This window comes from Nocardia halotolerans (genome assembly GCF_042650145.1).
Taxonomy (GTDB): Bacteria; Actinomycetota; Actinomycetes; order Mycobacteriales; family Mycobacteriaceae; genus Nocardia; species Nocardia halotolerans.
Genome location: NZ_JBHSDL010000014.1, coordinates 809,339 through 831,830, shown reverse-complemented (window position 1 = coordinate 831,830; position 22,492 = coordinate 809,339). Strand labels below are relative to the sequence as shown.

Genomic DNA, 22,492 nt, shown 5'->3' with positions numbered 1-22,492 from the left:
ATGCGCGAGTGCGAGAGTCGACTAGACCGCCAACGGTGTCCACGCCCGTGGGTAGCGTCGGCACGGCCAAGCTGATCGTGGCGATCTCGGCGGTCCTGATCCTGGCCATCACCGGATTCGCCTGGCGCAGTGTCGACAATCTGATCGCCAATATCGACCGTATCGGCGGCCTCGGCCTCGGTGGTGGCCGCGACGGCGCCGTCGACATCCTGCTGGTGGGCATCGATAGCCGCACCGATGCCCACGGCAATCCGCTGACCACCGCCGAACGCGAGATGCTGCACGCCGGCGACGAGGTGGGCACCAACACCGACACCGTCGTGCTCGTCCGCGTCCCCAACGACGGCCGGTCCGCCACCGCCATCTCGATCCCGCGCGACTCCTACGTCGACATCGGCGGCCAGGGCAAAGCCAAGATCAACTCCGCCTACGGCGCGACCAAGGAGACCGAACGCGCCGAACTGCTCGAGCAGGGTGAGTCCGAGTCCGATGCCGAACGCGATGCCACCAAGGCGGGCAGGCAGGCGCTGATCAAATCGGTGGCCGATCTCACCGGTATCACCGTCGATCACTACGCCGAGGTGAGCCTGCTCGGTTTCGTGCTGCTCACCGACGCGGTGGGCGGGGTGGAAGTGTGCCTGAACAACGCGGTGGACGAATGGATGTCGGGCGCGCAGTTCCCCGCCGGCCGCCAGCGCCTCGACGGCAAGCAGGCGCTGAGCTTCGTGCGTCAGCGCCACGACCTGCCCCGCGGTGACATCGATCGCATCGTGCGCCAGCAGGTGTTCATGGCTCAACTGGTCGGCCAGTTGCTCGACGCCAAGATCCTGGCCAACCCGGGCAAGCTCAGCGAGATCAGCGAGGCCGTCGGCCGCACCGTGGTGCTCGACGACGGCTGGGACGTGCTGGGGTTCTTGCAGCAGCTGAAGGACCTGTCCGGTGGTGAGGTGGCCTTCGAGACCATTCCCGTGGCCGACCTCAACAGCATGACCTCCGACGGTGAATCCGTGGTGCGGGTGGAGCCCGAGGCGGTGCGGGACTACATCGCCGGGCTGGTCGGCGAGCAACGGGCCGAGGAGCCGGCCGAGCCGGAGGTGGACCCGTCGACGGTGACGGTGAGCGTGCTCAACGCCGGCGGCACCGCCGGGCTGGCCGGCCGGGTGAGCACGGCGCTGACCGGCGAAGGTTTCCGCGAGGGCCTGGTGGGGAACTACACCGGAGCGAGTGTGACCTCGAGCCGGGTACTGGCCGCCGACACCTCCGACCCCAAGGCTGCCGCGGTGGCCGAGGCGCTCGGTGGCCTCACCGTGGTCGCCGATACGTCGCTGTCGGCGGATACGGTGAGCGTGGTGCTGGCGAGCGACTACTCTGGTCCCGGCTCGGCCGCGGCAGGCATGTTCGATCTCGACGGAACATCCTCGGCGACCGCGACACCGATACCGCCCGCCCCGCCGATCGACGCAGGCCAGAACGGACCGAAATGCGTGAATTGACCCATGCGTGAGCCGAATTCCACACTGACCGATGCCCTCCTCGACCCCATCCTCGAACGCGACCCCGCAGGGCCGCGGGTCACCTGGTACGACGACGCCACCGGCGCCCGGATCGAACTGTCCGGGCTGACGCTGGCCAACTGGGCCGCCAAGACCGCCAACCTGCTGCGCGACGAGTTCGCGCTCAGCCCCGGCGCCCGGGTCGCGGTGCTGTTGCCCGCGCACTGGCAGACCGCCGCGGTGCTGCTCGGATGCTGGTGGGCGGGCACCGAAGTGGTGCTCACCCCGGACCCGGACGCCGACCTGGCCCTGGTCACGCCGGACCGGCTCGACGACGCCGACGGTGTCGAGGAGGTGGCGGTGCTCTCGCTCGACGCGATGGGCACCCCCGTGCGCGACCTGCCGGTGGGTGTCACCGACTTCGCCACCGCGGTGCGCGTGCACGGCGACCAGTTCCTGCCCGGCGGCTTCCGCGCGGCCCTCGACGGTCTCTCGGTCGGCGACGTGCTCGCCGCGGCGAAGAAGTCGGCGGCGTTGCAGGACATCTCGGCCGGCGACCGGGTGCTGTCGACGACGCCGTGGGAGACCGTGACCGAAGTGATCGACGGCTACATCGCGGTGCTCTACGCCGGTGCGTCGCTGGTCCAGGTGGTCAATCCCGATCCCGCCGCCGCCGAGCGCCGGGTCAGCGCCGAACGGGTCACCGTGCGGCGCTGAGCCGCTCGTCTCCTACCGTGGTATAGGTGCCCGTCCGCCCCGGGCACGTGTTGTGTGTCACACCCCGTCCGTACTGTGGAAGTAATCCTTCGGCACGGCAGTAAGGGGCGGGCATGAACGCGCGGTACTGGATTCGGTGGGCGGCTGAGCACGGTATGCCACGGGCGGTGCTGTCCTGGCAGGCGCGCCGCGGCGACCCGTTCGCCACGCTGCTCAGCGGCGAGCGAGGCCTGCACGATCCCTACCCGCTGATCGAGGAGCTGCGTGGGCCGGGTGGTCTGCGCCGCACACCGCTGTCCCTGGCCGCGTTCGAGCACGCGCAGGTGCGCGCGATCCTGCGCGACAGCCGGTTCGGGGTGCGGCCCGCGCTCGGCCAGGACCTGCCCGCGCCGCTGCGCAAGCTCGCCGAACGGGTCACCTTGCCGCCCAACCCGGTACAACCACCGTCGATGCTGGTCCTGGACCCGCCCGAGCACACAAGAATGCGCAAACCGGTGGCCTCGGCCTTCACCCCGCGTGCCATCGCCCGGTTGCGCGACCGGGTGAAAGTGGTCACCACAGAACTGCTCGACGCGATGCCCGCGCACGGATCTGTCGACCTGATCACCGATTTCGCGGCCCGGGTGCCCATCGCGATCATCGCCGAGATGCTGGGTTTCCCACCCGAAGACCGCGAACGGTTCCTCAGCTGGGGCGACCGGGTCACCCCGCTGCTCGACATCGGTACCTCCTGGCGGTCCTACCGGCACGCGATGGCCGCGATCGAGACGATGGACGATCACCTGGCCGACCACATCGCCAGGTTGCACCGGGAGCCGGGCGAGGACATCCTGTCCAGCCTGGTGCGCTCGGGCGAACTGAACATGCGCGAGCTGCAGGCCGGGGCCGCGCTGCTGATGGGCGCGGGCTTCGAGACCACGGTCAACCTGATCGGCAACGCGGTCGCGGCGCTGTCGGCCCACCCGGACCAGCTCGCCCGCGCCCAGGACGATCCCGAACGCTGGCCCGACGTGGTGGAGGAAACACTGCGCTTCGACCCGCCCGTACAGACCACCGCCCGGCAGGCGCTCGAAGACGTCGTGGTCGACGGGGTCACGATCCGGGCAGGCACCACGGTGATCTTGTCGCTGGCCGGCGCCAACCGTGATCCGGCGGTGTTCGCCCAGCCGGACCGTTTCGACATCGATCGGCCCAATGCCAAGGACCACCTGTCCTTCAGTACCGGTGTGCACGCCTGCCTCGGTGCGAGCCTGGCCAGGATGGAAGCGGTGCATGCCCTGCACGCGCTCTACACCAGGTACCCGGACCTGCGATTACGCGGCACACCGGTGCGCCGGAACCTGTTCACCCTGCACGGTTTCGAGCACATGCCCGTCGACCTGGGTCCGGTCGCGCGAATCGGGGCGCCCGAGGGAATGGTCGGCCTCACCCGGCCCGCCTGAATCGCCGGCCTGAATCGCCTGCCTGAATTGCCTGCCTGAATCGCCGGCCCGAACCGCCTGCCTGAATCGCCCGCCCGAACCTAGGTGCCGACCCGCCAGCGGTACCGGGTCTTCGGGCGCCCGGCCCGCCCGTAGTCGGCGCGCCGCTCGGCCAAGCCGTCGTCGGCGAGCTTCTCCAGGTAGCGCCAGGCGGTGATCCGGGAAACGCCGACCGCCGCCGCGGCATCGGTGGCGGTGATCCCGGTTTCGGTCGCGCGCACCGCCCGTGACACCTCCTCTAGGGTGTGCTGCACGACGCCCTTGGGCGCGCCCGCGCGCTGATCGGCGGTGCGCAGCGTCCCCAGCGCGCGGTCGATGTCGTACTGCGACAACGCCGCCTCACCGGCGGGTAGCGCGCTGTCGAAATCACGGTAGCGCTCCAGCTTCTCGCGGAACGCCGCGAAGGTGAACGGCTTGAGCAGATACAGCACCACCCCGTGGGCCACCGCGTTGCGCACCATGGTGAGCTCACGCGCGGAGGTGATCGCGATGACATCGGGGCGCGGTTGCAACCCGTTGAGCGCCGCGGCGACCTCGAGGCCGCTGATATCGGGCAGCGCGATGTCCATCAGCACCAGATGGAACGGGCGGCCCTCGGCGATGGCGGTGGCGGCCATCGTCACAGCGTCGTGGCCGGTGTGGGCGACGCCGCCGGTGGCGAATCCGTCGAGCCGTTCGAGGTAGGCCCGGTGAGCCTGGGCGATCAACGGCTCGTCCTCGACGATCAGGACGCGGATCATGATTTCTCCCTCAACGGAATACGGACGACGACCGCGCTGTGTGGTGCGGCCGTGGTGGTGATGGCACCGCCGTGCCGATCGACGAGGCGGTGCACGAGCGCCAGGCCGAGACCGGCGTGGTCGGACTTGGTGGAGTAGCCACGTTCGGCGGCGCGGGCGAACATCTCGGCCGACATGCCGGGGCCGCTGTCGGCCACCCGCACCCACAGGTGTTGTTCGCGGTGCCCCACCGACACCTCCACGGACTTGTCGGCGGTGCCCGCCGCGGCATCGATGGCGTTGTCGACCAGGTTGCCGACCAGGGTGACGGCCTCCTGCGGTGAGAGCGGGTCGGTGGAGTCCAGCGCGGTGTCCGCGCTGATCGCCAGGCTCACTCCGCGCTCGGCGGCCTGATCGACCTTGCCGAGCAGGAGCGCGGCCAGCGCCGGGTCGCCCACCGCGGCCAGCATCCGGTCGATCAGTACCTGTGAGAGCTGTAGTTCGTCGGTGGCGAAGGCGACGGCCTCCTCGGAGCGGCCCAGTTCCACCAGGGTGATCACGGTGTGCAGCCGGTTCGCCGCTTCGTGTGCCTGCGCGTGCAGCGACTCGGCGAAACCGCGCACCGAGTCGAGTTCGCCGAGCACCGCGCGCAGTTCGGTGTGGTCACGGATGGTGAGCACCGTGCCGATGGCCTTGCCGTCCCAGCTCACCACGTCCTGATTGACCAGCAGCACCCGGTCGGTGGTCACGTGTGTTTCGTCGCGCACCACGCCCCAGGTCATCTGCCGCAGTGAGAGCGGTAGGTCGCTGCGGTGTACCGGGCCCTCGGGCAGGTCGAGCAGGGTGCGGGCCTGATCGTTGACGACCTCCGCCGGTCCGGGGCCCGCGCCGAAGACCACCAGGCCCTCGTGTACCGAGTGCAGCACGGCGTCGTGGTGTTCGTAGAGCACGCGCAGTTCCTCCGGCGCCAGGCCGTGGGTCTGCCTGCGCAGCCTGCGGCTGAGCAGGAACGAGGAGAACCCGGCCAGTGCCAGACCCGCCGCGCTGACCCCCAGGATCACCGGCAGCTGTGAGGCGACCTGGTTGCCGATCCTGGCCCGGGTGACCCCGGCCGAGACCAGCGCGACCACCCGTCCGCCGTCGTAGACCGGGGTGACCGCGCGGATCGACGGGCCGAGGGATCCGGTGAAGGTCTCGGTGAAGGTCTGGCCGGCGAGCGCGAGGTCGATGTTGCCGGTGAACGGTTTGCCGATCCGTTCGGGGTTGGTGTGGGTGTAGCGGGTGCGGTCGGGGGCCATCACCACGATGAAGTCCATGCCGGTATCGGCCCGGATGCGTTCGGTGGTCGGCTGCAGCAGCCCGCTGGGGTAGGGCGAGTACACCGCCGCCAACGTCGAGGGCGCTCGCGCCACCGACACCGCCACGTCGCGGACCTGCAGCTCGGTGGCCACATCGTGATCGCGCCGGGCATCGAGCACCGCCAGCACCGCGCCGGTGCCGATCATCAGCGCCAGCACCACCAGCTGCCAGACGAAGGCCTGTGCGGCGAGCGACAGGCTTCCTCGTCGCATCTTGCCCTCCGACCTAGAACTGAACCTCGTGCACTACAACCACCGCACCGCGGAAACGCGACCATACCCACTGGCTGTACTCAGCGATGATTATCGCCGTTCGCACCGACACCGTGGTCGGGTGGCCCGCCCCCAGTTGTGCGGGCGGCGCGCACCGGCGGACCGGGCCGTTCCGCGTAGGTTGGAGGCAGTTGGTCGGCACGAGGGGAAGGACGGCGATGGCGGAAGTCGTAGTGGTCGGGTCGGGGCCGAACGGGCTTGCCGCGGCGGTGATCGCGGCCCGCGCCGGGTTGTCGGTGCGGGTGCTCGAGGCGCAGGAGCAGCCGGGCGGCGGTTCCCGCACCGCGGAACTGACGCTGCCCGGATTCCACCACGACGTGTGCGCGGGCGCGCATCCGATGGCGCTGGCCGCGCCGTTGTTCCGTGCCTTCGACCTGGCCGCGCACGGTGTCGAACTCCTCACACCCACCATCTCCTACGCCCATCCGCTCGACGGTGGCACCGCCGGACTGGCGTGGCGCAATCTCGAGTCCACGGTCGCCGACCTCGGCCGCGACGGCCCGGCCTGGCGCGATCTGTTCGGCCCGCTGGTCGAGCATTCCGAGGAGGTGGTCGAGCTGGCCATGTCGGACATGCGCGTGCCCCCGCTGCGGGTGCCGACCGCGGTCCGGTTCGGGCTGCGCCTGCTCGAGCAGGGCTCGCCGTTGTGGAACACCCGTTTTCACGGTGCGGCCGCACCGGCCATGCTCACCGGAGTGGCCGCTCACGCCATCACCCAGCCGCGCGCGCTGCCCGCGGTCGGCGCGGCGCTGCTGCTGGGCACCCTGGCCCACGCGGGCGGCTGGGTGATCCCGCGTGGCGGCAGCCAGGCCATCCCGAACGCGTTGATCGCCGAGCTCGAACGGCTCGGCGGGGAGGTGGTCACCGGTCACCGCGTGGACGATTTCGCCGAACTCGCCACCGCGCGGGCCGTCCTGTTCGACACCTCACCCGCCGAATTCCTGCGGATCGCCGGTGACCGCTTGCCCGAGCGTTACCGCAGGCGCCTGGGCCGGTTCCGGTACGGCGGGGCGGCCTGCAAAGTCGACTTCGCGCTGTCGGGTCCGGTGCCGTGGGCGGCGCCGGGCTGTGAACTGGCGGGCACTCTGCACCTGGTGGGTTCGCGTCAGGAGGCGTGGGAGGGTGAACGGCGCGTCGCGGCGGGTGAGTTCGCCGAACGCCCGTACCTGCTGGCCATTCAGCCCGGCGTCGTGGACGGCACCCGCGCCCCGGCGGGCCAGCACACCTTCTACACCTACGCGCACGTGCCCAACGGCTCCGACCGCGACATCAGCGAATCGGTGATCGCCCAGGTCGAACGCTTCGCCCCCGGTTTCCGGGATCTCATCCTGGCACAACACGTCACTCCCGCCGCCTTCATGCCCGACCACAACGCCAACTACGTCGGCGGCGACATCTCGGCCGGGGCGATGTCGTTGCGCCAGACCGCGTTCCGCCCGCTGGCTCGCTGGAACCCGTACTCGACACCCATCCCGGGCACCTATCTGTGTTCCTCGTCGACCCCGCCGGGACCGGGCGTGCACGGCATGTGCGGTCTGCACGCGGCCCGGCACATGTTGCGCACCCGGTTCGGTATCGTCACCGATCCCTTGGACCTGCTGCGCGGCAGCCAACCGGCCTACCGCTGACTCTGCGCCCTACGATCGACTCAGCGCCTTACGTTCGACTCAGCGCTCTACGATGACGTTGTCGGGGCGCAGCGCGTCCGGCTCCAGATAGATCGCGCCGACATTCGGCGCGGCGGCGTGGACGCGCAGGTCGGCCGCGTCGATCGCCGCACCCACCTGCTTGATGTCGAGGTCTGGCAGCATCGCGATCTTGGCGTTCACCAGCAGGTCCTCCGGGCCCAGGTACTGGGTCTGCAACCGGATCACGCGGGCGATGCGCGGATCGTCGAGCAGTGCGGCCCGGATCGCGCTGTCCTCCACCGCGGTCGCGCCCTCACCGATGAGCAGGCTCTTGGTCTCCACGATCAGCACGATGGCGTTCACCCCCAGCAGCAGGCCGATCAGCAGCGTGCCGATGCCGTCCCACACCGCGTTGCCGGTGACCATCGTCATCGTGACGCCGCCGAGCGCGAACACCAGCCCCGTCAGCGCGCCCGCGTCCTCGAGCAGCACCACCGGCAGTTCGGGATTGCGGGTGTTGCGGATGAAGTGCCACCAGGAGTGCTTGCCTTTCAGCGGCACCGACTGCTTGCGCGCGGTGAGGAAACTGCCGCCTTCGAACAGCATCGACACCGCCAGGATCACGATCGCCACCGCCGGTGTCTCGATCTGCTCCGGGAACCGGATCTTGTGGACCGCCTCGTTCAGCGCGAACAGCGACCCCATCGTGAACAGCACCAGGGCCACGACGAACGAGTAGAAGTACCGGTTGCGGGTGTAGCCGAACGGATGCAGCGCGTCGGGCACCTGCTCGGACCGATGACGCCCGACCAGCAGCAGCGCCTGATTGCCGGTGTCGGCCACCGAGTGCACGGCCTCGGCCAGCATCGATGACGACCCGGTGATGAACGCGCCGATGAACTTGGCGACCATGATGCCCGCGTTCGCGGCCAGCGCGGCGACAATCGCGAGCTTGCTGTCTCCACCTCGGTCGGCCATGCTCCCGCACGCTACCGGCTGCTCCCACCCCGTCCCCTCGACCAAGCCCCGTGTCGCGAAGCGCGCTGTGCCCCCTGTTCTCGGCCCGCCCGGCTCTGGACTGAGCGGAGGGTGCGACGAAGGAGTACCCGGAGGGAGGGAAGAGCCGGGGAACAGGGCCGAGAACCGCGGCGCCAGCCGCTATGTCCCTTGTTCTCGGCCCGCCCGGCTCTGGACTGAGCGGAGGGTGCGACGAAGGAGTACCCGGAGGGAGGGAAGAGCCGGGGAACAGGGCCGAGAACACGCGGCACCAGCCGCCATGACACAGCGCCGGCCGCTATGTCACCGCTCGGTACAGGTCTGGTTCGAGGTAGATCAGGTGGGCGGTCGGTACCGCGGCGCGTACCCGGGTTTCGGCGGCGTCGATCGCCGCCGCGATCTGGGCGATGTCCAGGTCCGGTGCGATGGCCACCTTCGCCGCGATCAGCATTTCCTCGGGGCCGATGTACTGGGACTTCAGGTGGATGACCGAGTTGATATGCGCACCGTCGACGAGGTTGTCGCGGATGGTGCGGTCCTGTTCGGGGGTGGCGCTCTCGCCGATGAGCAGGCTCTTCATCTCCACGATCAGCACGATCGCGATCACACCGAGCAGGGCGCCGATGGCCAGGGTGCCGATGCCGTCGAAGACCGGTTCACCGGTGATCATCGTGAGACTCACCGCGCCGAAGGCGATCACCAGACCGATGAGGGCGCCCGCGTCCTCGAGCAGTACCACGGGCAGTTCGGGGCTGCGGGAGGTGCGGATGAACCGCCACCAGCTCCCATCGCCTTTGAGCGGGCGGGATTCGCGCACCGCGGTGATGAAGCTGAAGGTTTCCAGGCCGATCGCGATGCCGAGGATGATGATCGCGACGATCGGCCGGCTCAGTTCCTCGGGGTGCTGGATTTTGTGGATGCCCTCGTAGATGGCGTACACCGAGCCGAGGGTGAACAGCACCAGGGCCACGACGAAGGAGTAGAAGTAGCGGTTGCGCCCGTAGCCGAACTGGTGCAGTTCGTCGGCGTCTTTCGCGGCGGCGCGTTGCCCGAACAGCAGCAGGCCCTGGTTGGAGGTGTCGGCCACCGAGTGCACCGCCTCGGCCAGCATCGACGCCGATCCGGTGATCGCCGCACCGATGAACTTCGCCACCGCGATTCCCGCGTTGGCTGTCAACGCGGCGAGGATCGCCTTCTTGCCACCACCAGCCGACATCTCGGCCCGCCCTTCGGTTCGCTGGACACGTTCGTGCCCGCAACAGCCTAGGCGGCCCGACGGGAATTGTGCGCTACGCCCGCGATTGGCTGCCGACGCAGGCGCTGAACAACTGTGCCTGCCCGTCGAGCGCGCGGGCCCGGATGTCGGTGTCGGCCGCCGAGATCCAGGCCGCGTTGCCGCATTCGACGATGAGGGTGCGCCCGTTGTGGAACAACTCGACCGTGCCGTGGGTGCACAGCACGATGCCGGGTCCGGCGTCGGCGAGGTCGACCGGTTCGGCGCCGGCGGCCAGATCGAAGCGGCACAGGGCGAATTCCGGTGCGGGCGTGCTGTATCGCACGCCACCGTCGGCGCCGGGTTCGGGTTCGATCACCGGCAGGTCGATCGGTTCGAAGTCGAGGACCCGCAGCAGTTCGGGCACGTCGACGTGTTTGGGGGTGAGCCCGCCGCGTAAGACGTTGTCGGAGTTGGCCATGATCTCCACACCGACCCCGCGCAGGTAGGCGTGCAGGTTGCCGGCGGCGAGGAACAGCCCCTGGCCCGGTTCGAGGGTGAGCCGGTTGAGCAGCAGCGCGGCGAGCACGCCCGCGTCACCGGGATAGACCTCGGCCAGTTCCAGCGCGGTGCGCACCTCGGCGGTGAATTCGCGCCCACCGTTGTCGGACAGGTAGCGCACGCACCCTTCCAGCACCGCGGGCAGCAGGGTGGCCAGCGCGGCGGGCGGCAACGTGATCCAGGTGGTGAACAGGGTGCGCAGGCCGGCCGAATCAGGTTGGGCGGCCAGTAGTTCCGCGTAGATGTTGAGGCCGGGCACATCGAGGGCGCGCAGCAGTTCGACAGTGCGGTGCGGGTTGCGGAATCCGGCCAGCGCCTCGAAACGGTCCAGCGCCACGACGAGTTCGGGTTTGTGGCTGTCGTCGCGGTAGTTGCGCAGCGGCGAGTCGAGTGGCACTCCGGTGCGGTTCTCGCGTTCGAAACCCACTCGGGCCTGTGCGGAACTGGGATGGGCCTGCAGCGACAGCGGTTCCTCGGCGGCCAGGATCTTCAGCAGGAACGGCAGTCGCGAATCGAAAGCATCTGCCACGGTGCCCAATTCGCGCGCCGGGTCGGCGGAGAGCACCTCGAGCAGGGAGCGGGGGCCCTCTGCGGCCTTGACATGGGCCGGGTCGGCGGGGTGCGCACCGAACCAGAGTTCGGCCTCGGGGTGCGCCGAGGGCACCGGTCTGCCGCACAGCCGAGCGAGCGCGGTGCGCGATCCCCAAGCGTAAGAACGCAGCGCACCAACGAGTTCCTGCACTAGTAGCGTCCCCCGTCGTCATATGGAGCCGGGTGACTCGCGGCGGCGCCGCGAGCACCCGTCAATCGGAGATAGGCCGCGGCCATATCCAGGCGCAGAGCCAGCACGGCCAACTGCACGAGCTCACTGCCGTGTCCGCCCCCCGCGGCGGAGTCGGCTGCGGCACTTTCCGCGGCCGGGGCCGTGCCGGGTTCGGCGAGCTGGGTTTGCAGCAAGTCGACGTCGGCGTGCACGAGGTCGGCGTCGACCAGTCCGGCGCCCGCGCCTTCGAAGACGGCGAGTTTGCGGCGGGCGGTGGCCCGATCGGGGTGCACGCTGAGCGCCAGGACGCGTACGCGGTCGACCGGGGCGGGGCCGTCGAGTTCCTCGTCGTGGAACAGCGGGTCGAAGCCGGGGGCCGCGCTGCCCGCCGATGCGGCCAGCCGGCCCACCGAAGCGACGGTGTCGGCCAGATCGGCGGCCGAGACGAGTTTGCCCGCGGACTGCAGCAGCACTTCGGCGCCGTGTCCGGCCAATTCGACGGCCGCGGGGGAGTCACCGGCCAGCACCACGCCGACACCCTGCATGCGCGCGGCGAGCGTCTTGGCCGGATTGTGGAAGACCTCGTTGTGTGGTCCGCCGCGCAGGGCTTCGGCGTCGAGCACGTCTGCCAGGGCGGTCAGGTCGGGGGTGATCGCGCCGCTGCGCTGGGCGTCGACGCCGCGCACCACCGCGATGCCCGCGGCGAGGAAGCGCAGCAGCCGGTTGTGGTCGAGCACGGGGACCCGTGGTTCCAGCACGATCGCGCGACCCGCGGCGACCGCACGCAGCGGCCCCTCGTTCGGCGCGGCGATCACCACTTCGGCACTGCGGCGCAGCGCGCGGTCGACGGCGTCGATGAGGCGGGGGTCGCCCGCGTCGTCCCCGGCGACCAGCACCACGTCCAGCGGCCCGACCCACGGCGGCAGCGCGGTGACGGTCACGATCGGCAGCCCGGCCCGGTCGCCGAGGGTGGCGACCAGCAGGCCGGCCGCGCGCGCGGCGCGACCCGAGCCGGCGACGAGGACGAGGCTGCGCGGACGCAGGGGCGAGAGCCGTTCGGTGAGCGAGCTTTCGACGACCGCGGCCGCCGTCGCACGCACCTGGGCACCACCCGAGGCCGCCGAACGTAAGGCGCCTGCGGTGTCGGCCGCCTCCAGCGACGCGGCATCGTCGAGGTCGAATGTCGGTGTTCCAGCGATCATCGCCGAGTCCACCTCCCCTCATCGCGCTGTGTCGTCTGCCGTGGAGCCGTCGGCGAATACAAGGTCCGTGATTCCACTATCCCAGTCCGACGCCGCCGATGCTCGGAATATGCCGACTCCATGTCCATGGTCCCAGTCAGGCGCGGACGATGCTCAGGATCTCGGTATCGAACAGAGCCGTTTGCTTCGGTGGCTCCTGCGTGTGGTTGCACGGTTACTGGTTCCATGTCCATGGTCCCAGTCAGGCGCGGACGATGCTCAGGATCTCGGTCACGAGTGCGTTTACTTCGGCCTGCGATCCGGCTTCGACGTTGAGTCGCAGCAGCGGTTCGGTGTTGGAGGCGCGCAGGTTGAACCAGGCGTGCTCGCCCAGGTCGACGGTGACGCCGTCGAGGCGGTCCACCTCGGTGGTGCGGTCGGCGAAAGCGGCCAGGACCGCGGCGGTGCGCTCGGTGGCGTCGGCGACGGTCGAGTTGATCTCGCCCGAGGCCGCGTACACGTCGTAGGCCGCCATCAGTTCCGAGACCGGTCGCTGTTCTTCGCCGAGCGCGGCCAGCACGTGCAGCGCGGCCAGCATGCCCGAGTCGGCGCCCCAGAAGTCGCGGAAGTAGTAGTGCGCGGAGTGCTCGCCGCCGAAGACCGCGCCGGTGGCGGCCATCTCCTGCTTGATGAACGAGTGCCCCACCCGGGTGCGTACCGGCTTGCCGCCCAGTTCCTCGACCAGTTCGGGTACCGCGCGGGAGGTGATCAGGTTGTGGATGACGGTGGCGCCCGGCTCCTTGATCAGCGCACGCTGGGCCACCAGCGCCGTGATCGCCGACGGTGAGACCGGCTCGCCGCGTTCGTCTACGACGAAGCACCGGTCGGCGTCGCCGTCGAAGGCCAGGCCGATGTCGGCGCCGCTGGAACGCACCAGTGCCTGCAGGTCCACCAGGTTCTTCGGGTCCAGCGGGTTGGCTTCGTGGTTGGGGAACGAACCGTCGAGTTCGAAGTACAGCGGCACGATCGTGATCGGGCCGAGGGCGCCGAGCACGGCGGGCACGGTGTGACCGCCCATGCCGTTGCCCGCGTCGACCGCGATGGTGAGCGGGCGGGTCCGGTCCAGATCCACCAGTTCGCGTAGGAAGCTCGCGTAGTCGGTGAGCAGGTCGGTGTGGGTGGCGGTGCCGGGCGCACCGTCGTGGGTGGGCACGCCCTCGACGATCTCGGCCGCGATGGTGGCCAGACCGCTGTCCTGGCCGACCGGCAGCGCGTTGGCGCGGCACAGCTTGATGCCGTTGTAGCGGGCCGGGTTGTGACTGGCGGTGAACATCGCGCCCGGGCAGCCGAGCTTCCCGGAGGCGAAGTACAGCTGGTCGGTGGAGGCCAGACCGATGTGCACCACATCCAGGCCCTGGGCCCGCACGCCCTCGGCGAACGCCTCGGCCAGGCCGGGGGAGGATTCGCGCATGTCGTAGCCGATGACCACGCGCTCGGCGCCTTCGGAACGCATCAACCGGGCGAACGAGGCGCCGACGTCCCGGACGAACTCCGCGTCGATCTGTTCGCCCACCACCCCACGGACGTCATAAGCCTTGATCACGGCGTTCACGAGTTCGCCAGAGCGCGCGACAGTCGTCATGCGGAGTAGCCTAGCTGGCCCGCGGGTCACCCAGGTGTCCGGCGGCGCGGTTACGGGTCGGGGAGCACGCGCAGGTGGCCGCGGCGGCCGGTGCGGGTGGTGCGCGCGGGTGCGGCGGGGGTGTCGCGGTAGCCCGGCTGGTCGGGTTCGGCGGGGCGGCGGCGCAGGCCGGCTTCGCGGACCGCTTCGGCCAGCGCGGTGAGATCGTCGTCGTCGGGGGTGCTCGACGAGAAGCCGCCTTCGTGGCGCACCAGTTCCCAGCCCTTGGGGGCGGTGATGCGGCAGGCGTGGGTTTCGCACAGATCCCAGGAATGTGGTTCGGCCACGGTGGCCAACGGGCCGACGACGGCGGTCGAGTCGGAGTACACATACGTCAGCGTCGCTACGGCCGGGTTCTTGCAGCCGGGTCGGCAGCAACGACGCATGGGGATCACGACGTCGAGATTAACCCTCCGGCCCACAAAAGTGGATACGGACACGCGGTGATACACCCCCGTAATCGGGGTGTGACTACTCGGGCTCGGGATCGATCAGGTCGGGATCGACTCCGAGATAGGTCGCGATCTGGGCGACGAGTACTTCGCGCAGCAGCTCGACGAGGTCGTCGGGGTCGGCCGCACGCAGCTCGAGCGGTTTGCGGAACAGCACCACCCGGGCGCGGGTGGCGCCACCGTGGCGGTCGACACCGGCGGGAATGAGCCGCGACAGCGGCACCGGTCCGTCGGCGACCACTTCGTCCGGCCAGGTGACCGAATCGGGGTGCAGCGGACGAATCTTCGGCACATCGTCGACGGCGATGTCGAGTTTGGTGAGCCGGTCGTGCCAGCGGGTGTCCAGCGGTGCGAAGGCCTCGAGCACCAGCCGGTCGAATTTCTGCCCTCGCGTGCGCCAAGCGGGCACGGTGGGCGGGAGCATGGGGCCACGGACTCCACGGCCGCGGCGGGTCACCGAACGTGCGGTGGGGGCCGGGAAATGACGCCGGGAACGTGCCATGGGTACTTCGCCTCTCTCGCCTGGACCGATTGACGGGCGTTCGCCCGGAGACACCGACGTACTGCGCCTGCGTGGCTCCGGGCCAGGCCTGGAGAGTCTACTTTCGAACAGTCACTTATCCGATTCCGCGCTTCAGCCTGCGGCGCTCTCGTTCCGAGAGTCCACCCCAGATGCCGAAACGTTCGTCGTGGGCCAGTGCGTACTCCAGGCACTGGTCACGTACTTCACAGCCCAAGCAGATTCGCTTGGCCTCACGGGTCGAGCCGCCCTTCTCGGGGAAGAACGCCTCGGGGTCGGTCTGTGCGCACAGTGCACGTTCCTGCCACTGCTCTTCGATCGACTCGAACATCTCGTCGAAGCCCGTGACGACCAGACTCAGCCGGGGGGCCGCGACTTCATTTGCCACGTCCGGTTCCGGCCAGCTCGTTTCAGCGCAGACAGCGTGAGCTGCGCCTGCTGTGGAATCGGTCGGCGAGACCAGGTTTTCGGTCATCGTTCCGCCTCCTCGCTATGTGTTAGCGCAGAATGATTCTTTCCGTCGGAACAACACGAACCCCGACGGCCCAACACCGCGATGTTGTCTCGCGGGCTTCCCCGAGCCTGTCTTCCGGCGAGCCAAGACCCTCTCGCAAACGCCCCCGCGCTATGTCTTCTCGCGGTGACCGGAATGACATGTCTGTGATTAGACACGCCGCACTTGCCGGTGGTCAACCCGCCGTCACCCTTCCGTTACACTCCGCACCCGCCTTTCGTGTTGATCTTGTTATCTGCTGTGGCAAATGACCAGCAACTTTGCTGGAATTCGCCGCGGAACAAGTCGGCAACACCGACCGCTTAGGCTGTGACCCTGTGACTGCACAACACGCGTTGCGCGCGCCCAAGATCGCCGTTCTCGTCGGCGGCGTCGGCGGTGCACGGTTCCTCCAGGGCCTCCGGCAGCTGCTGCCCGAGGCCGATATCTCGGCCATCGTCAATGTCGGCGACGACGTCTGGATGCACGGTCTGCGCATCTGTCCCGACCTCGACACCTGCATGTACACCCTCGGCGGTGGCATCGATCCCGAGCGTGGCTGGGGTCACGCCGATGAAACCTGGCACGCGAAAGAGGAACTGGCGAAATACAACGCTCAGCCCGATTGGTTCGGTCTGGGCGACCGCGATATCGCCACCCACCTCATTCGCACCGAGATGCTGCGCGCCGGATATCCGCTGTCGGCGGTGACCGAAGCGCTGTGCAAGCGGTGGCAACCGGGCGTGAAACTGATCCCGGCTACCGACGACCGCTGTGAAACCCACGTGGTGATCAGCGATCCCGACAATGCCGGCGAACGCCGCGCGATCCACTTCCAGGAATGGTGGGTGCGGTACCGTGCGGCGCTCCCGACACACGGATTTGCCTCGATCGGCGCCGAACAAGCCTCTCCCGCACCAAATGTGACCGATATCATAGCCGCCGCTGATGCGGTGTTGCTCGCCCCATCGAACCCGGTCGTGAGCATCGGTTCGATCCTGTCGGTACCCGGTATCCGGGGCGCGCTGCGCACTACATCGGCGCAGGTCATCGGGCTCTCACCGATGATCGACGGAAAACCGTTGCGCGGCATGGCCGATGAATGCCTGTCGGCGATCGGTGTGGCGACCACGGCCGAAGCGGTGGGGCGCCATTACGGCGCTCGTTCGGCCACCGGCATCCTCGACGGCTGGCTGGTGCACTCCACCGACACCGCCGAGGTGCCCGGTGTCGAGGTGCGCAGCGTGCCGCTGTTGATGACCGACCCGGACGCGACAGCCGAAATGGCGCGCGCCGCCCTGGAATTGGCTGGTGTGCCGGTATGAGCACGCCCGCTGACCACGCCGCGGAAGAACTGCGGATCCGGCCGGTGACCGGGCTGCCGGAGTTCCGCCCCGGCGACGACATCGCCGAACAGCTCGCCGCGCGCGCGCCCTGGCTCGCCGACGGTGACATCGTGGTGGTCACCAGCAAGATCGTGTCCAAGGTCGAGGGGCGCATCGTCACGGCACCGATCGATCCCGAGGAACGCGACACCGTACGGCGCAAACTGGTCGACGACGAGGCGGTGCGGGTCCTCGCCCGCAAGGGCCGCACCCTGATCACCGAGAACCGGCTCGGCATCGTGCAGGCCGCCTCCGGTGTGGACGGCTCCAATGTGGCCGAAGGCGAATTGGTGCTGCTGCCCGCTGATCCCGATGCCAGCGCGAAGTCCTTGCGCACCGCGCTGGCCGAGCGGCTCGGGGTGGACGTGGCGGTGGTGATCACCGACACCATGGGCCGGGCCTGGCGCAACGGGCAGATCGATGCGGCCATCGGCGCGGCCGGGCTGCGCGTGCTGCACGACTACGCGGGCGCGGTCGACGGGCAGGGCAACGAGCTCCACGTCACCCAGGTGGCCGTCGCCGACGAACTCGCCGCCGCCGCCGACCTGGTGAAGGGCAAGCTCGGTGGTGTGCCCGTCGCGGTGGTGCGCGGGCTGGTGACCGAAGACGACGGTTCCGGCGCGGCGGCCCTGCTGCGCGGCGGGGTCGACGACCTGTTCTGGCTCGGTACCGCCGAGGCCATCGAGCGCGGCCGCAAAGAGGCTGTGCCGCTGCGTCGTTCGGTGCGCGCGTTCGCCGCTGAACCGGTGGACCCCGACCGGATCCGCGCGGCCGTGGCGGTCGGGCTCACCGCGCCCGCGCCGCACCACACCCGTCCGGTGCGGTTCGTGTGGCTGCGCGACCCGCGCCGGCGTGCCCGGCTGCTCGCGGCGATGACGCAGAAGTGGCGCGCCGATCTCACCGCCGACGGGCTCGACCCCGAGCGGGTGGAACGGCGGATCGCGCGCGGGCGCATCCTGTTCGACGCCCCCGAAGTCGTCATCCCGTTCTGTGTTCCCGACGGTGCGCACGACTACCCCGACGCCCGCCGCCAGGGCGCCGAACAGACGATGTTCACCGTGGCCGTCGGCGCCGCGGTGCAGGGCCTGCTGGTGGCGCTGGCCGCTGACGGGCTGGGTAGCTGCTGGATCGGGTCGACCATCTTCGCCCCCGAGGTGGTGCGCGAAGTCCTCGATCTCGACGACGACTGGATGCCGTTGGGCGCCATCGCGATCGGTCATCCGCTCGCCGAGCCTGCCCCGCGCACGGTCGGCTCGCCGGGCGCCGGGCTGGTGGAGCTGTGAGCGCGGAGTCCTTGCACGCCTCGGCGACCGAGCTGCTCACCGACTGGCAGCCCGCGGCGGGACCGGATCGCTCACTGCGCGAAGCGATGCTGGCATTTCTGGGCTCGGCCCCACAGGGCTGTCTGCGCGCGCACGCCCCCGGCCACATCACCGCCTCGGCCATCGTGTTGTCCCATGACCGGCGTGAGATCCTGCTGACCCTGCACCCGCGTGTGGGTCGCTGGATCCAGTTGGGCGGGCACTGCGAACCCGAGGACGAGACCGTGCCCGACGCGGCGCTGCGCGAGGCGGTGGAGGAATCCGGCATCCCGGACCTGCGTTTGGCGCCCGGTCTCTACGGCGCCCAGGCTCATCCGATCACCTGCTCGCTGGGTGTGCCGACGCGACATCTCGACCTGCTCTTCGAAGTTGTCGCCCCGCCCGGCGCGGTGCCGGTACGCAGCGCCGAATCGGCGGATCTGCGCTGGTGGCCGGTGTCGGAGTTACCGCCTGGCGCCGACGTGTTGCTGGTGCCGTAAGGCCCCGTATACATCGCGCTGACCGGTGGAACGGCGGCCGCGTCCCTGATGGGACGTGGCCGCCGTTCCGTTATCCGACTGTTGCAGCTTTACAAATTTCCAAATTTGTCTAGACGGCGGACAGTTCCCGGCTTATCGTCTGTGACACAGAGTTACGCACATCACATGTGTGAGATGTACCTCAGGATGGAGACGACGATGTCGACCGATGCCAACGCGTCCGAGCAGCGGGTGGCGCCGCCGCAGTGGCGCGATTCCAAGCGCTATCTGTGGCTGTGGGGCCTGTTCGCCCCCACCGGGCTGTTCACGATCGCGATCCCGTTGATCTGGGGCCTCAACCAGCTCGGCTGGCATCGCCTCGCCGAGATCCCCTTCTGGCTCGGGCCGGTGCTGGTCTACCTCGTGATTCCCCTGGCCGATCTCTTCTTCGGCCCCGACGGCGACAATCCGCCCGACGAGGTGATGGAGTACCTGGAGAACGACAAGTACTACCGGTACCTGACCTACCTGTACCTGCCGTTCCAGTACGCGTCGCTGATCTTCGCCTGCTACATCATCACCGCGCCGAACCTGCACTGGCTCGGCTTCCCCGGCGGGGCGAACCTGGTGGACAAGATCGGCATCGCGATCAGTGTCGGCATGATCGGCGGCATCGGCATCAACACCGCCCACGAACTCGGTCACAAGAAGGTGGAGCTCGAGCGCTGGCTCGCGCGCATCGCCCTGGCACAGTCGTTCTACGGGCACTTCTACATCGAGCACAACCGTGGCCACCACGTCCGCGTCGCCACCCCGGAGGACCCGGCCAGCTCGCGCATCGGCGAGTCGTTCTGGGCGTTCCTGCCGCGCACCGTCGTGGGCAGCCTGCGCTCGGCCTGGCACCTGGAGAAGCAACGTCTTGGCCGGCTGGACAAGGGGCCGTGGACGCTGCGCAACGACGTGCTCAACGCCTGGGCGATGTCGGTGGTGCTGTGGCTGGGTCTGATCGCGGTCTTCGGGATCGAGGTGCTGCCGTATCTGATCCTGCAGGCGGTGGTCGGGTTCAGCCTGCTCGAGTCGGTGAACTATCTCGAGCACTACGGCCTGGTCCGGCAGAAGACCCCGAGTGGACGCTACGAGCGTCCCGCCCCCGCCCACAGCTGGAACAGCGACCACATCGTCACCAATATCTTCCTCTACCACCTGCAGCGGCACAGCGACCATCACGCGTACCCGACCCGGCGCTATCAGACGCTGCGCAGCTGGGACGGCGCACCGAACCTGCCCAGCGGCTACGCGAGCATGATCCTGCTCGGCTATTTCCCGCCGCTGTGGCGCCGGGTGATGGACAAGCGGGTGCTCGCGCACTACGACGGCGACGTCACGCGCGCCAACATCGAACCCCGGCGCCGGGACAAGGTGCTGGCACAGTACGGAACGGAGGCGGACTCATGAGCGCGTACAAATGTCCGGTCTGCGACTATGTCTATGACGAAGCCAAGGGCGCTCCGCGCGAAGGGTTTCCGGCGGGCACTCGGTGGGCCGCGGTCCCCGACGACTGGTGCTGTCCGGATTGCGGCGTCCGGGACAAGATCGATTTCGAAGCGGTAGGAGTGTCGCAGTGACCGAATACAAGCTCTACCAGTGTGCGCAGTGCGGTTTCGAGTACGACGAAGCGCAGGGCTGGCCCGACGACGGTCTGGCGCCGGGCACCCGCTGGGAGGACATCCCCGACGACTGGACCTGTCCCGATTGTGGTGCCGCCAAGTCCGACTTCTTCATGGTCGAGATCGAACGTTCGTGAGTGTGGCGGGCACGCCGCGCACGGGTGCGCGCATCCCGTACCAGGAGGCCGCGCGGGAACTGCTGCGCAACTCGGTCCTGGACGGGATGCGCGAGCTGCTCACCGAGCGGGATTGGTCCAAGATCACCCTCGGTGACGTCGCGGCTCGGGCCGGGGTGAGCAGGCAGACGCTCTACAACGAGTTCGGTTCCCGCGCCGGTCTGTCCCAGTCCTACGCCCTGCGCCTGGCCGACGAACTCGTCGACCATGTGCGCGAGGCGCTCGACGCCCATGTCGGGGACGCCCGGGCCGCGATCCGGGTCGGCATGGGCGGGTTCTTCCTCGCCGCGGCGGCCGATCCGCTGGTCCGTTCGCTGCTGGCGGGGGAGATGAAGCCGGACCTGCTGCGCCTGATCACCCTGGACGCGGGCCCGCTGCTGGTCCATGCCACCGAGCGGCTGGCCGGGGTGTTCCAGCGCAGCTGGGTCGACGCCACCGATGAACAAGCCGATGTGCTCGCGCACGCGCTGGTGCGGATCGCGCTGAGTTACATCCCGAATCCGCCCGTGCCCGAGCGGGACGCCCCGGCGGAGATGAGTGCGCTGCTGAGCCCGTACGTCGAGGCAATCGTCGAGTCGCGTGGCCTGCGGCTGCCCTACGGTGAGCCGGATCACTGAATCGCCCGATGGACTCTGATTCGCCATGGTGTAACCGTCACCACGTTTATCTCGCTGTCGCTGTGTAACGTGCCGACGGTCTGTCAGTATTCACATCAGTCGGCGATTGGTCTTTTTACAGCGGAGCGGGTGTGCAAACGGTTGGCAAACCGGTGGGTTTTCGTGATCCCAAACGGTATCTCTGGGCTTTGGGGTTGATCGCTCCGGCGTGCGCGCTGCTGCCCTCCCAACTCGTGTACCGCACCGGTGCCGAAGTTTTCTGGTGGATCGGACCGGTGATCGTGCTGATCGCCATTCCCGTGCTGGACTGGATCGTCGGCGAGGACGGCAACAATCCTCGCGACGAGGATTACGAGGCGTTGTCCTCGGATCGCTACTACCGCTGGTGCACCTATCTGTTCCTTCCGGTCCAGCTGATCGGTCTGGTATTGGCCGCGCACATGTGGGCCGGCGACGAACTCGCCTTCGCCGACAAGCTCGGTCTCGCGGCCACGGTGGGCTTCGTGAGTGGCATCGGCATCAACGCCGCCCACGAACTGGGCCACCGGGTGGAGCGTGCTGAAAGATTGCTGTCGAAGCTGGCGCTGGCCCAGTCGGGGTACGGGCACTTCTTCGTCGAGCACAATCGCGGCCATCACGCGCGGGTCGCCACCCCGGCGGATCCGGCCAGTGCCCGGATGGGTGAGTCGCTGTGGGAGTTCTTGCCGCGCAGCGTGATCGGCGGGTTCCGGTCGGCGCTGCAACTCGAGCACGCGCGCCTGGTCAGGCAGGGCCGCGGGTGGTGGAGCCCGAGCAACAACATCCTGCAGGCGTGGGCGATGACCGCGGTGCTGTTCGGTTCGCTGGTGGCGGTCTTCGGCGTGCATATCGTGCCTTGGCTGCTGTTGCAGGCCGTGATCGGATTCGCACTGCTCGAGGCGGTGAACTACGTCGAGCACTACGGCCTGCTGCGGGCCCGCAAGCCCAACGGGCGCTGGGAACGCTGCTCACCGCGCGACAGCTGGAACTCCGACCGCCTGGTCACCAACATCTTCCTGTTCCACCTGCAGCGCCACAGTGACCACCACGCCAACCCGGGGCGCCGCTACCAGACCCTGCGCAGCACCAGTGAGTCACCGCAGCTGCCCGCCGGCTACGCCACCATGATCGTGCTCGCCGCCGTCCCGCCACTGTGGCGGGCGGTGATGGACCCACGGGTGGTCGCCCACTACGGCGGTGACCTGAGTCTGGCGAATGTGGCGCCGGTCAAGCCGCGGCGTTTGCTGGCCCGCAACCGTGCCACGGCCTGAGCCCGGCCTTCGGCGACCGGGGAACGTGAGCGCCCGCAGACGGTAGCCT

General features: G+C 69.0%; 22 protein-coding genes. 12 read left to right on the top strand and 10 right to left on the bottom strand.

What is annotated here, in order from left to right:
* Window positions 1-35 precede the first annotated feature (35 nt).
* The 3 genes from ACFO5K_RS14490 (at window position 36) to ACFO5K_RS14480 (ending at window position 3,652) form a co-directional block, all read left to right on the top strand.
* Complete coding sequence (locus tag ACFO5K_RS14490) at window positions 36-1,493, top strand: LCP family protein (RefSeq protein ID WP_449289683.1); 1,458 nt, start codon at window positions 36-38, stop codon at window positions 1,491-1,493.
* Between the two features lie 3 nt (window positions 1,494-1,496).
* A complete protein-coding gene (locus tag ACFO5K_RS14485; RefSeq protein WP_378561777.1) occupies window positions 1,497-2,210 on the top strand; it encodes a TIGR03089 family protein in 714 nt (237 codons plus the stop codon).
* A 113-nt stretch (window positions 2,211-2,323) separates the two neighbouring features.
* The gene (locus tag ACFO5K_RS14480; protein ID WP_378561774.1) at window positions 2,324-3,652 is read left to right on the top strand and encodes a cytochrome P450; all 1,329 of its coding nucleotides are present in this window, start codon (window positions 2,324-2,326) and stop codon (window positions 3,650-3,652) included.
* 80 nt (window positions 3,653-3,732) lie between these two features.
* On the opposite strand, the gene ACFO5K_RS14475 is transcribed toward ACFO5K_RS14480, so the two are convergent.
* Together ACFO5K_RS14475 and ACFO5K_RS14470 are read right to left on the bottom strand one after the other, a co-directional pair.
* Window positions 3,733-4,431 carry a response regulator gene (locus ACFO5K_RS14475; protein ID WP_378561771.1) on the bottom strand — a complete coding sequence of 233 codons (699 nt, stop codon included), beginning with the start codon at window positions 4,429-4,431 and terminating at the stop codon, window positions 3,733-3,735.
* Window positions 4,428-5,981, bottom strand: a complete 1,554-nt coding sequence (locus tag ACFO5K_RS14470; RefSeq protein WP_378561768.1) for a sensor histidine kinase — start codon at window positions 5,979-5,981, stop codon at window positions 4,428-4,430. Before ACFO5K_RS14470 ends, ACFO5K_RS14475 begins: the two co-directional genes overlap by 4 nt.
* 218 nt (window positions 5,982-6,199) lie before the next feature.
* On the opposite strand from ACFO5K_RS14470, the gene ACFO5K_RS14465 reads away from it, so the two are divergent.
* Window positions 6,200-7,669: a phytoene desaturase family protein gene (locus tag ACFO5K_RS14465; protein WP_378561765.1), complete on the top strand. Its 1,470-nt coding sequence runs from the start codon at window positions 6,200-6,202 to the stop codon at window positions 7,667-7,669.
* A 39-nt stretch (window positions 7,670-7,708) separates the two neighbouring features.
* On the opposite strand, the gene ACFO5K_RS14460 is transcribed toward ACFO5K_RS14465, so the two are convergent.
* From ACFO5K_RS14460 to ACFO5K_RS14425, 8 genes are all read right to left on the bottom strand, one after another.
* Window positions 7,709-8,647, bottom strand: coding sequence for a cation diffusion facilitator family transporter (locus tag ACFO5K_RS14460; protein WP_378561762.1), 939 nt, complete (start codon window positions 8,645-8,647; stop codon window positions 7,709-7,711).
* Between the two features lie 316 nt (window positions 8,648-8,963).
* On the bottom strand, window positions 8,964-9,881 hold the full coding sequence (locus tag ACFO5K_RS14455) for a cation diffusion facilitator family transporter (RefSeq protein ID WP_378561759.1): 918 nt from the start codon (window positions 9,879-9,881) through the stop codon (window positions 8,964-8,966).
* A gap of 73 nt (window positions 9,882-9,954) precedes the next feature.
* Window positions 9,955-11,181, bottom strand: coding sequence for a mannose-6-phosphate isomerase, class I (gene manA, locus ACFO5K_RS14450; protein ID WP_378561756.1), 1,227 nt, complete (start codon window positions 11,179-11,181; stop codon window positions 9,955-9,957).
* Window positions 11,181-12,404 carry a tobH protein gene (locus ACFO5K_RS14445; RefSeq protein ID WP_378561753.1) on the bottom strand — a complete coding sequence of 408 codons (1,224 nt, stop codon included), beginning with the start codon at window positions 12,402-12,404 and terminating at the stop codon, window positions 11,181-11,183. The genes manA and ACFO5K_RS14445 overlap by 1 nt, the downstream gene beginning before the upstream one ends.
* Before the next feature lie 241 nt (window positions 12,405-12,645).
* Entirely contained in the window at window positions 12,646-14,025 is a 1,380-nt protein-coding gene (locus tag ACFO5K_RS14440) for a phosphomannomutase/phosphoglucomutase (RefSeq protein ID WP_378561751.1), read from the bottom strand.
* Between the two features lie 50 nt (window positions 14,026-14,075).
* Window positions 14,076-14,450: a DUF3499 domain-containing protein gene (locus tag ACFO5K_RS14435; protein WP_378563850.1), complete on the bottom strand. Its 375-nt coding sequence runs from the start codon at window positions 14,448-14,450 to the stop codon at window positions 14,076-14,078.
* Between the two features lie 85 nt (window positions 14,451-14,535).
* Window positions 14,536-15,018: a metallopeptidase family protein gene (locus tag ACFO5K_RS14430; protein ID WP_378561748.1), complete on the bottom strand. Its 483-nt coding sequence runs from the start codon at window positions 15,016-15,018 to the stop codon at window positions 14,536-14,538.
* Between the two features lie 115 nt (window positions 15,019-15,133).
* The gene (locus ACFO5K_RS14425) at window positions 15,134-15,367 is read right to left on the bottom strand and encodes a WhiB family transcriptional regulator (protein ID WP_133733920.1); all 234 of its coding nucleotides are present in this window, start codon (window positions 15,365-15,367) and stop codon (window positions 15,134-15,136) included.
* A 518-nt stretch (window positions 15,368-15,885) separates the two neighbouring features.
* Between ACFO5K_RS14425 and cofD the strand changes: the two genes are divergently transcribed.
* The 8 genes from cofD (at window position 15,886) to ACFO5K_RS14385 (ending at window position 22,443) form a co-directional block, all read left to right on the top strand.
* Window positions 15,886-16,854, top strand: coding sequence for a 2-phospho-L-lactate transferase (gene cofD, locus ACFO5K_RS14420; RefSeq protein WP_378563846.1), 969 nt, complete (start codon window positions 15,886-15,888; stop codon window positions 16,852-16,854).
* Complete coding sequence (locus ACFO5K_RS14415) at window positions 16,851-18,197, top strand: coenzyme F420-0:L-glutamate ligase (protein WP_378561745.1); 1,347 nt, start codon at window positions 16,851-16,853, stop codon at window positions 18,195-18,197. Before cofD ends, ACFO5K_RS14415 begins: the two co-directional genes overlap by 4 nt.
* Window positions 18,194-18,715 (top strand): NUDIX hydrolase, encoded by a 522-nt coding sequence (locus ACFO5K_RS14410; protein ID WP_378561742.1) that lies wholly within the window; start codon window positions 18,194-18,196, stop codon window positions 18,713-18,715. Before ACFO5K_RS14415 ends, ACFO5K_RS14410 begins: the two co-directional genes overlap by 4 nt.
* 198 nt (window positions 18,716-18,913) lie before the next feature.
* The gene (locus ACFO5K_RS14405; RefSeq protein WP_378561739.1) at window positions 18,914-20,149 is read left to right on the top strand and encodes an alkane 1-monooxygenase; all 1,236 of its coding nucleotides are present in this window, start codon (window positions 18,914-18,916) and stop codon (window positions 20,147-20,149) included.
* A complete protein-coding gene (locus ACFO5K_RS14400; protein WP_378561736.1) occupies window positions 20,146-20,319 on the top strand; it encodes a rubredoxin in 174 nt (57 codons plus the stop codon). Before ACFO5K_RS14405 ends, ACFO5K_RS14400 begins: the two co-directional genes overlap by 4 nt.
* Complete coding sequence (locus ACFO5K_RS14395) at window positions 20,316-20,498, top strand: rubredoxin (protein ID WP_378561733.1); 183 nt, start codon at window positions 20,316-20,318, stop codon at window positions 20,496-20,498. The genes ACFO5K_RS14400 and ACFO5K_RS14395 overlap by 4 nt, the downstream gene beginning before the upstream one ends.
* Window positions 20,495-21,154, top strand: coding sequence for a TetR family transcriptional regulator (locus ACFO5K_RS14390; protein WP_378561730.1), 660 nt, complete (start codon window positions 20,495-20,497; stop codon window positions 21,152-21,154). The genes ACFO5K_RS14395 and ACFO5K_RS14390 overlap by 4 nt, the downstream gene beginning before the upstream one ends.
* 152 nt (window positions 21,155-21,306) lie before the next feature.
* Window positions 21,307-22,443, top strand: coding sequence for an alkane 1-monooxygenase (locus ACFO5K_RS14385; protein ID WP_378561727.1), 1,137 nt, complete (start codon window positions 21,307-21,309; stop codon window positions 22,441-22,443).
* The last annotated feature ends 49 nt before the right edge of the window (window positions 22,444-22,492 follow it).

Excerpts from the sequence above, each read along its gene's own strand:
- ACFO5K_RS14485 (WP_378561777.1), top strand. The coding sequence starts at position 1,497 with ATGCGTGAGCCGAATTCCACACTGACCGATGCCCTCCTCGACCCCATC.
- ACFO5K_RS14480 (WP_378561774.1), top strand. The coding sequence starts at position 2,324 with ATGAACGCGCGGTACTGGATTCGGTGGGCGGCTGAGCACGGTATGCCA.
- ACFO5K_RS14475 (WP_378561771.1), bottom strand. The coding sequence starts at position 4,431 with ATGATCCGCGTCCTGATCGTCGAGGACGAGCCGTTGATCGCCCAGGCT.
- ACFO5K_RS14470 (WP_378561768.1), bottom strand. The coding sequence starts at position 5,981 with ATGCGACGAGGAAGCCTGTCGCTCGCCGCACAGGCCTTCGTCTGGCAG.
- ACFO5K_RS14465 (WP_378561765.1), top strand. The coding sequence starts at position 6,200 with ATGGCGGAAGTCGTAGTGGTCGGGTCGGGGCCGAACGGGCTTGCCGCG.
- ACFO5K_RS14460 (WP_378561762.1), bottom strand. The coding sequence starts at position 8,647 with ATGGCCGACCGAGGTGGAGACAGCAAGCTCGCGATTGTCGCCGCGCTG.
- ACFO5K_RS14455 (WP_378561759.1), bottom strand. The coding sequence starts at position 9,881 with ATGTCGGCTGGTGGTGGCAAGAAGGCGATCCTCGCCGCGTTGACAGCC.
- ACFO5K_RS14445 (WP_378561753.1), bottom strand. The coding sequence starts at position 12,404 with ATGATCGCTGGAACACCGACATTCGACCTCGACGATGCCGCGTCGCTG.
- ACFO5K_RS14440 (WP_378561751.1), bottom strand. The coding sequence starts at position 14,025 with ATGACGACTGTCGCGCGCTCTGGCGAACTCGTGAACGCCGTGATCAAG.
- ACFO5K_RS14435 (WP_378563850.1), bottom strand. The coding sequence starts at position 14,450 with ATGCGTCGTTGCTGCCGACCCGGCTGCAAGAACCCGGCCGTAGCGACG.
- ACFO5K_RS14430 (WP_378561748.1), bottom strand. The coding sequence starts at position 15,018 with ATGGCACGTTCCCGGCGTCATTTCCCGGCCCCCACCGCACGTTCGGTG.
- ACFO5K_RS14425 (WP_133733920.1), bottom strand. The coding sequence starts at position 15,367 with ATGTTCGAGTCGATCGAAGAGCAGTGGCAGGAACGTGCACTGTGCGCA.
- ACFO5K_RS14415 (WP_378561745.1), top strand. The coding sequence starts at position 16,851 with ATGAGCACGCCCGCTGACCACGCCGCGGAAGAACTGCGGATCCGGCCG.
- ACFO5K_RS14405 (WP_378561739.1), top strand. The coding sequence starts at position 18,914 with ATGTCGACCGATGCCAACGCGTCCGAGCAGCGGGTGGCGCCGCCGCAG.
- ACFO5K_RS14400 (WP_378561736.1), top strand. The coding sequence starts at position 20,146 with ATGAGCGCGTACAAATGTCCGGTCTGCGACTATGTCTATGACGAAGCC.